Below are 12,988 nucleotides of genomic sequence, written 5' to 3'. Positions count from 1 at the left end.
GGGTGTGCCGCTCCCGGAGCCCGGACACACGAGTGCCCGGACATACCAGTGCCCGGACACACGAGCGCCCCGGACCGCTGGCGAGGTCCGGGGCAGGCTGGGAGGCGGGAGGGCTGCGGGTGCGGTCAGGACCGGACGTGGTCGACGACCGTCCGGGCGGCCCGGCCGATCGCACGGTCCGTGCGCGGCTGCCGGTCGGCCGGGGAGGAGGAGCGCAGGAACACACCGACGGCATAGCGTTTTCCGTCCGGGTACCGCACCACACCGGCCTCGTTGCGGACGGCGAAGTCCGTGCCCGTCTTCCCCGCGATGCGCACCCCGCTCTCGGGAAACCCCGAGACCAGCCGGTGCTGCCACACCTGTTGGCCCATGATGCTCCGGACCTCCGCGCACGCCTGCGCCGGGCCCGCCGCGTCCTGCCAGATCGCTGCCAGCAGCGCCGTCACCTCGCGCGGGGTGCTCGACGGGCTGCGCGCCGGATCGTTCACGCCGAGGGCCAGCAGCCGCGCGTCGGGGAGGCCGGTGAGGTGGTCGTCGATACGGGAGCCCGGGGCGAGGCCCAGTTCGCGGCGGATGCCGTCGTCCAGCGCGCGGCAGGAGGACACCCCGAAGCCCGTGAACCCGAGCCCGTCCAGGAGCGCACGGACCCGGTCGATGCCCACGAGGTCCAGCAGCAGGTCGGTCGCGGCGTTGTCGCTGATCGTCATCATCATGAACGCCAGGTCGCGGGCGCTCATCTCGACGTCGTACCGGCATCCGTCGGTGGCGCTGCCACCGGCCCGGTACGCGGCGGACACGGTGTGCCGCGCCGCGGGATCCAGTACCCCCGCGGCGGCCTGCCGGGCGTACTCCAGGGCGATGGGGATCTTGAAGACCGAGGCGAGCACGACCCGTTCACCGGCCCGGTGACCGAACTCGGCGCCGGAGTCGAGGTCACGTGCATGGACGAATCCTTCCACTCCCGCTTCCTCGAAGATGTCCGCGAGCGCGGCGTCGACGCGGTCCGTGGTGCGGGTCATGTCATCTCCGTGACGGGTGCGGGGTGCAGAGGCGGGGTGGGCGGTGTGCGGCGCAGTGCGTCGACGGCGGTCCTGGCCGCGCGGGCGACGGCTGCGTCAGCGGCGGGGTCGCGCCCGCCGAGCCGGGAGGTGCGCAGGAACACGGCGACGGCGTAGCGTCCGCCGTCGGGGTACTCGACGACTCCGGCCTCGTTCAGGACGCCCCACAGCGAGCCGTTCTTCGCGGCGACCTTCACCTCGTTGCCGAAGCCGGCGATCAGGCGGTGCGTGGACAGCTGGCGGCCCATGAGGTCGCGCACCTCGGCGCAGGCCTCGGCCGGCGCGGCCTCGTCGCGCCAGATCGCCGCCAGCAGGGAGGTGATCTCGCGCGGCGTGCTGGAGGCGGAGCGGCGCGGGTCGAGCATCGCCAGGCCCCGGATCCGTTCCTCGCCGACCCGCGCGAGCTGGGCGTCGATGTCGCCGTACGGGTCGACGCCGAGCTCTTCCCAGACCGGGTCCCACAGGTCGCGGTAGCGGCCGACCGGGATCCGTGGGCAGCCCAGCTCGGCGGCCACCGCGCGGACGTACGCGGTGCCGAGGATCTCCATGAGCTTGTCGGTGGCCGCGTTGTCGCTCATCGAGAGCATGAAGAACGCCAGGTCGCGGGTGCTCATCGTGACGTCGTGCAGGCAGCTGTCGGTGCCGATGCCGTCGCCCTCACGGTTGTCGGCGGTGATGGTGTGCCGTGCGGCCCGGTCCAGCTGGCCGGCCGCTGCCCGGCGGGCGTAGGCGACGGCGACGGGGATCTTGCGCAAGGAGGCTACGACGACCGGTTCGTCGGCCCGCAGCGCGACCTCGTGACCGAGGTCGATGTCGCGGGCGTGGACGAAGCCGGTCACACCGGCCTCCGCGAAGACCGACTCCAGGGCGGCGGCGGGGGGAGAAGTCATGTGCGGGCTCCGATCGATGGCGCGGCGTCAGCCGGTCTTGGGGGTCGCGCGGCCGCTGTGGTGCAGATAGGACGTGCCGCCGGGGCGGTTCTCGAACACCACCGCGTCCCACACCGGGTCGCCGTCGGCGCGGCCAACGAAGGTGGTGGCGTCGACCGCGGTGAGTTCCAGCGTCCGCGGCTGCGCGAGAGAGGCCAGGTGTCCGGTCGGTTCGGTACGCAGACGCAGACCGCCCGCCTGGGCGGTCACCCGGATCCTGCTGCCCGCACGTTCGTAGGTGCCGGTGAACGCTTCCACGTCGACGTGCACCGGCTCGGGCGGCGGACCCAACGGCTCCGGAACCGGCAGCTCGTGCAGGTCCAGCAGGACTTCACTGATGATCCGGTGCTGGAACTCCGCGCTGCGACCCCCGTTGACCAGCACGGCGACGACGGTGTCCAGTCCGGGCAGCACCCACAGCGCGGCGTGCTGGCCGAGGGTGTCCCCGGTGTGGGCCACCACCTCGTGGCCTTCCCACTCCTCCAGGCTCCAGCCGATGCCCCACTGCCGCCCACCGCAGTGCGGATTGGGCACGTCGACCTGCGGTACGCGCAGGGCGGCCGGGTCGGCGAGCAGGGCCCCGGGGGTGAGGTGGGCACGGCCGAACGCGACCACGTCCGCGGCGGTGGCGCAGACGAGCCCGGCCGGGCCGATCGACCGCGGCAGCCCCCACGCGGGCACGACGCTCCCGTCGTCGCCGTGGCCCACGGCGGCGCTGAACCGCAGGACGTCCTCGGGCAGCGTCCAGGTGTGCGTCAGGCCCAGCGGCGCACAGATCTGCTCGCGCAGCGCCCGGTCCCAGACCTGGCCGGTGAGCTGTTCGACGACCCGGCCGGCGATGACGAAGCCCGCGTTGCAGTACGAGTGCGAGTCCCCGACCGGGAACGTCTGCTCCAGGCCGGCGCACGCCTCGACGTAGCGCGCCAGGCAGTCGTCGCCGCGGCCGGTGTCCACGAAGAGGTCACCGTCGATCCCGGAGGTGTGGGTGAGCAGATGCCGCAGGGTGATCATCCCGGTCGCCCGCCGGTCGCCGACCCGGAAGCCGGGCAGCACCTCGGCCACGGCCGTGTCCAGGGTGACGCGGCCCTGTTCGACCAGGAGCATCAGCTGGGTCGCCGTCCAGACCTTGGTGATCGAGCCGATCTGGAACAGCGAGTCGGTGCGCACGGCGGCGCCCGTGGCGGTGTTGAGCACACCGGTGGCGCACTCGTACAGCTTCCCGCCCGACCGGAACGCCAGGCTCGCGCCCGGCACTTCGGACGCGGCTGCCAGCGCCGCCAGACGGTTCGCCCAGTGCTCCGTGTCGCCCTTCACGCACACCCTCCGCAGGTTGGTGGAACTCGGTCCCGCAGCCTAGGCAGGCCCGGACCGGCCACGGTTGGTCCGCCGCTACGAACTCGTGGGGCACGGCTTGGACGCACGGACCACTTGGGGACGCGGCCCGGTTCCTACGGTGGGGTCACCCTGGAACCCCCGAGGAGACAAGATGCCGCTGATCGACCGTGACGACTCCGCACTGGTGATCATCGATGTGCAGAGCAACTTCTACCCGCCCACGCGGCTCGACGTGGACCGGCAGCGGTTCCACGACGTGGTGCGGCGCATCGCCTGGATCGCCCAGGTGGCCGACCGGCTGAACATTCCCGTCGTGGTGACCGAGGAGGACCCCGCCGCCGGCGGACACACGGTTCCGGAGATCCGCGAGGCGCTCCCCGCGAAGGCGGTCACGCTGCCGAAGAACGCCTTCGCCGTGTGGGACAACCCCGACATCGCCGCCGCGCTCGAAGCCACCGGCCGGACCACCACGGTCCTGGTCGGCATCGAGACCGACATCTGCGTCGCCCACTCCGCGATCCAACTGCACGACGCGGGCAAGCGCGTGGTGGTCGTGGACGACGCCGCCTACTCGCCGGGACCGGCACACGAACGCGGCCTGCGACGCCTGACCGGCCAGGGCATCGAGATGCTGTCCGCCAAGGAACTGTTCTACGACTGGACGCGCACCATCGCGTACGCGGACACCTTCCACGACACCCACGCCGAACTGCCCGTACCTCCCGGCGTCCGCCTCTGAGAGCAGCGGACCCCTCATCCGCCCGGCCCCACCCTCTCGGGGCGGGCCGCGCGGTCGCTGTCCATCAGACGCAGCTGAAGCATCGCGGCGAACCGGGCCGAGGCATCCCGCAGATCGATCCCGCCCACCTCCGTCACCCGGCGGATGCGGTACCGGAAGGTGTTGGGATGGACGAACATGCCGGCCGAGGCGGCGACGACATCCCCGAACGCGTCCAGCCAGGCGCGCAGCGTCTCCACCAAGCGGGCGTTGTGCGCGGCGTCGTAGGCGACGAGCCGGGCGAGCGGCCCGGACAGCTCGTCGCGGTTGCCGAGGGCCAGATCCCGCATCTCCAGCAGGAGGGCATCGACGTACACGTCGGAGATCGCCGCGACGCGCTCGCCGCCCCGCCGGCCGGCCAGCACCCGTAGCGCCCGGTCGGCATTGGCCCGGGAGCGGGCGAGCACGGCCGGCTCGGCGGCCACCGAACCGATCCCGACCACGGCCCCCGCCCGGCCGCCGGTGCGCCGGAGGAAGTCCGAGGCGACCTGCACGGCCCGCTCCCGTGCACGGCCCGCGTCGGCAGGCACCGGGAACAACGCGTACGCCACCTCGCCCAGCAGGGCGACGGCGGACCGCGGCTGCACCGCACTGAGATGCACGGCCAGGGCCGTCGCCAGCCGTTGGTGCTCGGCGGTGACATGGGCGTGGTCCGCACCGTCCCCGGTGGGCAGGCCCATGGCCATGACGAGGGTGGGCTCGTCGGTCAGACCCAGGCGGCCGAGCGCGGCGATGGCCCCGGCGCCGCCTTCCAGCGCGGTCGCCACGAGGTCGGCACGCAGCCGGTACTCGGCGTCGGTGCCGGCCCTGAAGCGCAGCATGTGCAGGGCGACCAGCTGGGCCGCCTCCACGAACGCCGCTTCGCGCTCCGCGGTCAGCGGGGTGCGCACCGCCGCCCACACCGAGCCGAGGAACTCGTCCCCGGCGCGCACCGCCACCGCGACCCGCGGCAGCGCCACCTCCTTCCCCAGGGTCGGCGCCGGCACCCGTACGAGTCCCTTGCCGCGGTACAGCTCCTTGAAGACGCCGTGCTCCTCGTGGAGGCGCAGATAGCGGTCGGGCACCTGCCGGGCGAGGATGCTCGCCACCCGGGGCGCGTCGGCCGTGTCCTGCCCGCCGGAGAAGGCCAGAATCCGGGAGCGGCGGTCCTCGATGGTGACGGGCGCGTCCAGCAACGTGGCGACGGCGTTGGCCAGCGCGAACAGGTCCCCGGACGGCACACCGCCCAAGGTGTTCTCCCCGGCTTCGCCGACGTCCCCCTCGGACAGCAACGTGCGCAGCATCGCCGCCAGCTGGGCCCACGAGGCCCCGGGCGTCAGCGCCAGCAGAGCCACACCGGACTCCTCCACCGCCCGCTCCAGACCGGCCGGGTCCGGAACCGGTCCCCTGACGACCAGCGCCGCCGCCGCGTGGGCCCGAAGGCCGTACAGCAGCTCGGCGATGTGCCCGGCCCCCTGGACCCCGTTGCCGAGCACGATCGCGTGCGGCGGGTAGTGCTGCTCGTCGTACGGGTCGTGGATGCCCACGCCGCCGATCTCGACGGCCCCCTCGGCATCGCCGTACAACAGGTCCAGGAGGGTGGGGCCGAGTTCCCCGAGCACACGGCCGAGGCTCCGCGCGGGGTGCGTCGTGAGGTGCCTGATCATCTCCGCAGACTAGGACCGGCAAGGGCCCGCGAAGTCGTACGGGACGACGAGGACACCTCAGGCGATCCGTCGGCCGGTACGAACCTCCCTCGCCGGGGGCGGCTGCCACAGCCGGGACAGCGCGGCGTCGACCAGGGCGTCGGTGGAGTCCACCACCGGGACGATGCGTGCCGCCGCCCCACTGATCAGTGGGATCTCCGTACACGCGGCGATGACGACCTGCGCGCCGTGCTCCTTCAGGGCGGCGGCGGCCGTGGCGATCCGCTGCTGCGCCACGGCAGGATCGGCCCCGCCCTTGACCGCACGGATCGCCGGATCGACACAAGAGCTCTGAAGGCGGGCGGAGACCTGGAGCACGTCGATACCGAGACGGGCACCGGCGCGCTCGTAGAGGGCTGCCGCGCGGGTCCCCGGCGTGGCGAGGACTCCCACCCGGTGCACGCCCGGCGCGGTGTCCGCGGCGGCCCGCAGCGCCGCCCGGATCATGTCCAGCACCTCGACCCCGGCGGCCTTCGACACCTGCTCGACGTAGGCGTGCGCGGTGTTGCACGGGACCACCACGCAGCGGGCGCCCGCCCGCTTCAGCCAGCGCGCGCCCTCCACGAGAGCCGGTACCGGGGAAGGCCCCCGGCCCAGCAGCGCGGCGCTCCGGTCGGGCACGGCCGGGTCGGCCCACATCAGCACCGGCAGGTGCCCCTGGTCGCAGTCGGCCGGTGTACGTGTGACGAGCCTGCGGTAGAAGTCGGCCGTGGCCAACGGGCCCATCCCCCCGAGGATGCCCAGCGCGGGCCGGCTCCGTCTCACAGCCCCTCCCTGCCGCATCGGACGGTAGCCGCACGGCGGAGGACGGGCACGCGGAGAAGTGGCAGCCAGAAGTGGGGATCGCTCAAGGGAAACACCCTTCCAGGGCTCGGCGGAGATCACCTGAATCGTGCTCCGCCGCCGAACCCGAGAGCTCGTCGCACGGGCCAAAACCGGGCGTCGGAATTGGGGTGGTCCACCAGGGAATGGAGCCGGCGCCGGCCGGGCCCCGCCGTGGCCCGGCACTTTCGGCCCTCGCTACGTGGACGCTTCGGGATTCCCCGGCCGGAAGTCCTGCCCCTGGTAGAGACCCTTCTCCGGGCAGGAGCCCTTTTCCGCCTCGACGCCCTTGGCCGGGGCGTCCACCTCCTCGGCGAGGAAATCGGTGATGGCGGCGGCGAGGACCGGGTAGTCGTCGCCGATCCAGATCATGTGGCTGGGCGCGTTGCCCGCGAGCAGGTGGGCGTTGGGGATGGTGTGGGCCAGCGATTCGGCGTGGGCGTAGCTGACCGACCCGTCGTGCGGGGTGGCGATCACCAGGGTGGGCTGGGGGACCCGGGCGGCCAGGGCGGCCAGGTGCACGCTGCGGCCGGGTGCGGCCAGCACGCGCAGGTCGTTGCGGAATCCCGGGCCGGACCGCATGTGCCCGAACAGGTCCAGGAGCCAGGCGCGTTGGGTGGCGCTGAGGCTGCCGAGCAGCTCGGCGACGGGGCGGGACGTCAGTTCCGGCAGGAGCAACCGCAGCGCGAGGCGGGGTGTGCGCCGGGTCATGGCGTGGACCAGTGCCCAGGTCACCGCCTCGGTGCGGGGGGCGAAGAGCAGGCTGCCGCCCAGGCGGGTGCGGCGGTCGGGCCAGGGCACCGGACCGACGGCGCTCTGCAGGACGAGGCGCCGCACCACGCCGGGATGACGTACGGCCATGGCCACCGCGGTCGGCCCTCCCGCCGACTGGCCGACGACGGCGGCGACGGTGGGCAGGCCGAGGGCGGCGCACAGTTCGGCGAGTACGTCGGCGAACCCGTCGGGGGATGTGCCGGTATTCAGCGGAGTGCGGCCGTAGCCGGGGCGCGAGGCTGCCAGGACCGTGCAGTCGGCGCGGGCGAACACGTCCTCGCCCAGGGGCATCCCGGCACGCATGTGCCCGCCGTGCAGCATCAGCACGGCGCGCGGACCGCGTCTGTCCAGCCGGTACTCCACCGGCCCGGCCGCGAGCCGGATCATGCGTGTGGCGCGCTCCACCTCAAGGCCCCCTCCGAGCAGCCCGTACTGATGCCACTCATGGTCCGTGACGGCACCGCGGCGGTTCAAGGAGGGGGCGGGGGCCCGGCGGCGACGGCCGTCGAGCCCCCATGGCTCAGTGGAAGACAGCTCAGGAGAAGACAGCTCAGCGGACAGCTCAGTGGAAGATCCGCTCCACGAACGCGTCGAGGTTGCCGCGCAGGCGCTCGATCTGCTGCTCGACCGTGAGGGACTCCTCCATGCGCGCGCCCGGTGCCGCCTTCTTCCTGCCCCGCACGTACAACGAGCAGTCCAGGTCCGAACAGATGTAGAGGCCCACCGAGTTGCCTTCGCGGCCGGCCCGGCCGGCCTTGGGGGCGGTCATGAGGGAGACGCCGCTGCCGGGATGCGTGGTCAGGCACAGCGTGCACAGACTCCGGCGCAGGAAGCCGCGGTTGCCGGAGACGGAGCGCATGGACAGGCCGACGGTTTCCCCGGCGCGTTCGACGACGAGGTACCTGCGGTCGGGCGCGGACAGGTCGAACCAGCCCAGGAAGTCCAGGTCGTCCCAGTGGTCGAGGTCCGCCAGGTCCTTGGGCAGGGGGAGGCGTTTGGCCTCGCCCTTCGAGCAGTTGACGAACGAGGTGCGGATGTCGTGCTCGGTCAGGGGCTTCATGAAGAGTCCTTCTGGAAGTGAGGTGTACGAGGGTGGGACACGGCTCCGGCTCTAGGCCGCTGCGTCGTGCCCGGTCTGCTTCGGCGTCCCGCGCCGTACGGTGAGGCCCGCCACCAGGGCGGCGAGCAGCAGAACGCCCGCCGAGCACCAGTAGGCGACGGAGAAGCCGTGCACCATGCCTTCGTCGAGGACCGCGCCGCCGTGGGCCGGATCGTGCGGATGCGAGTCGACGTAACGGCTGGTGGCACCGGTGGCGACGGTGTTGAGCAGTACGGTGCCCAGCGAAGCGCCCATCTGCTGAACGGTGTTGACGACCGCCGAGGCCACACCGGCGTCCTGCGCGGGCACGCCCGCGGTGGCCGTCGCGTAGACCGGCATGAAGGTCAATCCCATGCCCAGACCGAGCAGCAGCAGGGCGGGCAGCACGTGCGGGAGGTACTGCGCGTGCACGGTCAGCCTGCTGAGCAGCACCATGCCGACGGCGGCCAGCACCATTCCGGACGACATCAAGGCGCGCGGCCCCGTGCGGGGCAGCAGGCGGGCCGCGATCTGGGTCGAGGCGATGGCGATTCCGGCCGAGATCGGCACGAAGGCCAGTCCCGTCCGCACCGGCGGGTAGCCGAGGACGACCTGCAGGTAGTAGGTGAGGAACAGGAAGACACCGAACATGCCGATGGTGGCCAGGCCCATCGTCGCGAGCGATCCGGCCCGCACGCGGTCCTGGAGGATGCGCAGCGGCAGCAGCGGGCTCTTCGCGCGGCTCTGCCACCACACGAAGCCGGCGAGCAGGACCACACCGGCGCCCAGCAGTGCGAGCACCGACGGGCTGGTCCAGCCGCGCGGTCCGGCCTCGCTGAAGCCGTACACGAGCGCGACGAGCCCGGCGCAGCCCAGCAGGGCGCCCGGCACGTCCAGGCGCCCGCCCGGACGGCCGGAGCGGTCGCGCAGGAAGGCAGGTGCGCCGAGCAGGGCGGCCAGCGCGATGGGCACGTTGACGTACAGGGCCCAGCGCCAGTTCAGGTACTCGGTCAGCAGACCGCCCACGATCAGCCCGACCGCGCTGCCGCCGCCGGCCAGCGCACCGTAGACCCCGAACGCCCTGGCCCGCTCCTTGGGATCGGTGAACGTCGTCGTCAGCAGCGACAGGGCCGAGGGCGCCAGGACCGCCGCGAACGCACCCTGCAGGGCGCGCGCCGCGAACAGCATTCCGGGACCGCCCGCCGCGCCGCCCAGCGCGGAGGCCGCGGCGAACCCGGCCAGGCCGATGACGAAGGTGCGCTTGCGGCCCACCAGATCGGCGATCCGGCCGCCGAGCAGCAGCAGCCCGCCGAAGGCCAGCGTGTAGGCGGTGATCACCCACTGCCGGTCGGCGTCCGACATGCCGAGTGCGCGCTGTGCGGAGGGCAGCGCGATGTTCACGATGGTGCCGTCGAGGATCACCATCAGCTGGGCGAGGGCGATGACGGCCAGCGCCCACCAGCGCTTCGGGTCCGGTGCCGACGCCGGTGCCGGAGTCGGAATCGCGGCGGGATTCGCGTGGACCGGGGAACGACCGGTGGCAGTGGAGGGGTCGGACGGGAGGGATTGTCCTCGGGGACGTTTCTTGCTCATGGCGATCACGCATGTTTCGTGTCGAAGTGCTGCCGGGGCAGCCGGCCAGGGACGGTCGCAGTGGTGACGACGGGCCGGTGTACGCAGCACGGGGACACGGCATGGCGAGAGGGCAGCGGGAACCGCGGACAGCACCCGGGGCCTGCCTCACCAGCCGCGTGACACTCACGCCGGTGCTCCTGCCGACCGTGGGCCGGAGCGTGCCGGGATCACGGTGCACAGCAGGAGAAGGGCCCGTCTTCGGGCGCGCGCCCCCGCGGCCGGCGCGGCGATGAACCGCGCGGGCCAGGACGTCTCGTGACGCGGCAGCTCAGAAAGATGCCGAAGACAAGAAACAGGAAGGGGGAAGAGTTACCGCGCGCCGCAGAGGAGGGAGGGCACACGGCCGGAGGCAACTATGGCCGCAACGCATTTGGCACGGTCCATGTCTCTCGCCTCCTTCCGGGCAGGGCACGCGGTGCGTGTCGACGCCGAGCGCGCCGAGTGGGGCGGCAGAGGACCTGCCGCGTGAAATCCCGGACAGGCTACCCCATCGGCGCCGCCGCGCGACCGGAATTATTTGCGGCTGCCGGTGCGGTCGTCGGCCGGCGCGCTTCATTCGCCCGCGATGTCCTCGGGCTCCCAGCGGAGCAGGTCGCCCGGCTGGCACTTGAGCACCTCGCAGAGCGCGGCGAGCGTGGAGAAGCGCACGGCCTTGGCGCGGCCGTTCTTGAGGACCGCCAGATTGGCGGGTGTGATGCCCACGCGGTCGGCGAGTTCGCCCACGGACATCTTCCGCCTGGCCAGCATGACGTCGATGTCGACGACGATCGGCATCAGATGACCTCGTTCAACTCGGCCCGCATCCGCGACGCTTCGACGTCGCGGGCGACGGCCTGGGCGAGCAGCATCCGCAGCACGAGCACGATGAGCGCGACCCCCAGGACGGCCACACCGATGCCGCCCATGATGAGGGTGACGCCCGGATCCTCCCGCTGGCCGGGTGCGTTCACGGCCGTGACGGCGAACCACACGAGAGCGGCGGCGACGACGGCGCCGATGATGACGTCCACGTACCGGAAGGCGGCATGGGAGAACACGGTCCCGCGCCGCACCATCGTCGCCAGCCGCCACACACAGACCAGGGCCGTCTGGACCGTCCCTATCCCCACGATGGTGATCAGGCGCAGAGGGGTCAGTGGGAGCGACCCGTCCTCCGGATCGTTCCCGCTGACCAGTGCCCACACCATCAGTGCCTGTACGAACACGGTGCCGGTCAGCACCAGCGCGAGCACCGCGTGCAGTGCGCGTACCGTCGCCTTTCCCATGACACGTCCCTCCATCGAACTGCGATAGGAATCTATCGAATTTCGATAAGCGTAGCAGCGTTCGGCCGGAGGGTCGGCGGTGTCGGCGACCGCCTCAGTTCGTTCTCTCGCCGGTACGGACATCCTGGTGCGCTCCCGGCACGGGGCCGGGCCGGCGGAGGGCGGCGTGGAGGGTGGGCGCGGGGCGGAAGTGTTCGGTGAGGTCGAGGATGCCCATGATTTTCAGGATGAGCGGGTGGGGGCAGACCACCAGGAGCTGGCCGCCGCGCTCGTGGACGCGGCGGTGGGTGCGGCAGAGCAGGGCGAGGCCCGAGCAGTCGAAGAAGGTGACCGGGGTGAGATCGACGACGAGCAGCGTCTCGGGGGGTGCGCTCACCACGTCGAGGTGGGGCAGGACGAACTGGGCGGCTGCGATGTCGATGTCGCCGCGGAGTTCGACCACGGTGTGACCGTGGGCCCGGTAGGTGTGCAGGTGCCCGGTGGCGGGCGGAGCGCCGTAGGTCATGGCGGCATCCTTCGTGCGGCGGCCCTCTCCTGGGGCCGGGTCGGGACGGGGCAGGAACCACCGGGGTCTGGGGCGATGACGTAACACGCGCGAGAAGAAGCAGGACCGCGGGCCGGGAGCGAGGGGGGACGCGGTCGTTACGGAACTTGATACCCCAGCCGGGGCCAAGAGCAACACCGGTCGGACGCAAAATACGCTCCAACCAGGCGCGTTCTCACGGCAGTCGGGTGGTGAGGGGGCGCGTTCCGGCTCAGGTGGCCGGCGGGGACGGTCACGGGAGGGAGCAGGGCCGCGGTCCCTTTGCCGCGTAGGCCGCTGCCACCGAGGACCGCGAGTCCGGGGCGGTGCAGCGCGACGATCCCAAGCGCCGCAAGCGCAGCCTCCGCGGCCCCGTCGCCCGCGGCGGACGGGCGGGCGGCTCAAGCTCCGCGTGCCGGCTGAGCCCCGCTCTCGGGTTGCCGTGTCCGTTCGGCCAGCAGCCGAAGCGCTTCTTCCGAGCGGGAGCCCGCCTCGGCGGTGTAGACGCTCAGGCGCTGGTCCGGGTCGGCGGGCAGGGTGAGCGACTCGTAGTGGAGGGTGAGCGGGCCGACCACCGGGTGGCGGAGCGGACATGGTCCGAGCTGTCGGCCTCCACCGACTTCGACGAGGCAGGCCGGACCGTCTGACGACGAGCGAGCGTGCGGCCACCAGAGGACACGAGAGGACCGGTGCGAACAACTCCCAGCAGCCGTCCCTCAGATCACCCCGCACCGCACCGAACGCCCACCTGCCTAGCCGTTCTCCCGCCCCGGCAACGGTGAGCCGTCCAGGAAGGCGTGGTAGTCATCGGCGGCGTCCGGCTCGATCGTGGGGGCCGAGGGGCCGTAGCGGGTGTCGGTACGGTCCCGCTTCGGCCCCGAGACCCAGAACTCCTCGTTGGTCTCCAGGTCGTAGAAGTTCGCATCGGACAACCAGCCCGCACGGCGCAGCGTCCGCCCGTGGAAGTACGCGGTCCCCCAGGTCTTGGAGAAGTCCACCCACCCGATCCAGGAGGGACCACGGTCGGTGTCGTAACCCGTCTTCAGCTGTACGAACATGATCCGTCGAGGCATGCCCCCAGCGTCGCACCGGGACCCCGCCCGCCA

At 72.3% G+C, this 12,988-nt stretch carries 14 protein-coding genes; 1 reads left to right on the top strand and 13 read right to left on the bottom strand.

The genetic code is table 11. The features are described 5' to 3' along the window. Nucleotides 1–125 precede the first annotated feature (125 nt). Genes ACFYVL_RS07715 through ACFYVL_RS07705 form a run of 3 tightly spaced genes read right to left on the bottom strand, consistent with a single transcriptional unit; the run spans nt 126 to nt 3,301 of the window. The gene (locus ACFYVL_RS07715; RefSeq protein ID WP_389241943.1) at nt 126–1,019 is read right to left on the bottom strand and encodes a serine hydrolase; all 894 of its coding nucleotides are present in this window, start codon (nt 1,017–1,019) and stop codon (nt 126–128) included. Next, nucleotides 1,016–1,948 (bottom strand): serine hydrolase, encoded by a 933-nt coding sequence (locus tag ACFYVL_RS07710; RefSeq protein ID WP_389241942.1) that lies wholly within the window; start codon nt 1,946–1,948, stop codon nt 1,016–1,018. The genes ACFYVL_RS07715 and ACFYVL_RS07710 overlap by 4 nt, the downstream gene beginning before the upstream one ends. Before the next feature lie 27 nt (nt 1,949–1,975). After that, complete coding sequence (locus tag ACFYVL_RS07705; protein ID WP_389241941.1) at nt 1,976–3,301, bottom strand: serine hydrolase domain-containing protein; 1,326 nt, start codon at nt 3,299–3,301, stop codon at nt 1,976–1,978. Nucleotides 3,302–3,473: 172 nt separating this feature from the next. Here ACFYVL_RS07705 and ACFYVL_RS07700 point away from each other — a divergent pair, with 172 nt between their 5' ends. Further along, nucleotides 3,474–4,061, top strand: coding sequence for an isochorismatase family protein (locus ACFYVL_RS07700; protein ID WP_389241940.1), 588 nt, complete (start codon nt 3,474–3,476; stop codon nt 4,059–4,061). A 14-nt stretch (nt 4,062–4,075) separates the two neighbouring features. Here the strand turns inward: ACFYVL_RS07700 and ACFYVL_RS07695 are convergent, their stop codons facing one another. The 10 genes from ACFYVL_RS07695 to ACFYVL_RS07650 form a co-directional block, all read right to left on the bottom strand. Beyond that, nucleotides 4,076–5,746 carry a PucR family transcriptional regulator gene (locus tag ACFYVL_RS07695; protein WP_389241939.1) on the bottom strand — a complete coding sequence of 557 codons (1,671 nt, stop codon included), beginning with the start codon at nt 5,744–5,746 and terminating at the stop codon, nt 4,076–4,078. A gap of 57 nt (nt 5,747–5,803) precedes the next feature. Beyond that, on the bottom strand, nt 5,804–6,550 hold the full coding sequence (locus ACFYVL_RS07690) for an aspartate/glutamate racemase family protein (RefSeq protein ID WP_389241938.1): 747 nt from the start codon (nt 6,548–6,550) through the stop codon (nt 5,804–5,806). Between the two features lie 255 nt (nt 6,551–6,805). Next, a complete protein-coding gene (locus ACFYVL_RS07685) occupies nt 6,806–7,786 on the bottom strand; it encodes an alpha/beta fold hydrolase (RefSeq protein ID WP_389241937.1) in 981 nt (326 codons plus the stop codon). Nucleotides 7,787–7,943: 157 nt separating this feature from the next. Beyond that, nucleotides 7,944–8,441 carry an FBP domain-containing protein gene (locus ACFYVL_RS07680; protein WP_389241936.1) on the bottom strand — a complete coding sequence of 166 codons (498 nt, stop codon included), beginning with the start codon at nt 8,439–8,441 and terminating at the stop codon, nt 7,944–7,946. A 51-nt stretch (nt 8,442–8,492) separates the two neighbouring features. Next, complete coding sequence (locus ACFYVL_RS07675; protein WP_389241935.1) at nt 8,493–10,052, bottom strand: MFS transporter; 1,560 nt, start codon at nt 10,050–10,052, stop codon at nt 8,493–8,495. Between the two features lie 594 nt (nt 10,053–10,646). Beyond that, a complete protein-coding gene (locus ACFYVL_RS07670) occupies nt 10,647–10,868 on the bottom strand; it encodes a helix-turn-helix domain-containing protein (protein WP_389241934.1) in 222 nt (73 codons plus the stop codon). Beyond that, nucleotides 10,868–11,359, bottom strand: coding sequence for a DUF2975 domain-containing protein (locus ACFYVL_RS07665; RefSeq protein WP_389241933.1), 492 nt, complete (start codon nt 11,357–11,359; stop codon nt 10,868–10,870). Before ACFYVL_RS07665 ends, ACFYVL_RS07670 begins: the two co-directional genes overlap by 1 nt. Before the next feature lie 94 nt (nt 11,360–11,453). Beyond that, nucleotides 11,454–11,864, bottom strand: a complete 411-nt coding sequence (locus ACFYVL_RS07660; protein ID WP_389241932.1) for an STAS domain-containing protein — start codon at nt 11,862–11,864, stop codon at nt 11,454–11,456. A gap of 419 nt (nt 11,865–12,283) precedes the next feature. Then, entirely contained in the window at nt 12,284–12,457 is a 174-nt protein-coding gene (locus ACFYVL_RS07655; RefSeq protein WP_389241931.1) for a hypothetical protein, read from the bottom strand. Between the two features lie 177 nt (nt 12,458–12,634). Continuing rightward, a complete protein-coding gene (locus ACFYVL_RS07650; RefSeq protein WP_389241930.1) occupies nt 12,635–12,955 on the bottom strand; it encodes a hypothetical protein in 321 nt (106 codons plus the stop codon). Nucleotides 12,956–12,988 lie beyond the last annotated feature (33 nt).

The organism is Streptomyces sp. NPDC004111, from assembly GCF_042874215.1.
Classification (GTDB): Bacteria; Actinomycetota; Actinomycetes; order Streptomycetales; family Streptomycetaceae; genus Streptomyces.
This window is presented reverse-complemented; position numbering and strand designations above follow the sequence as displayed.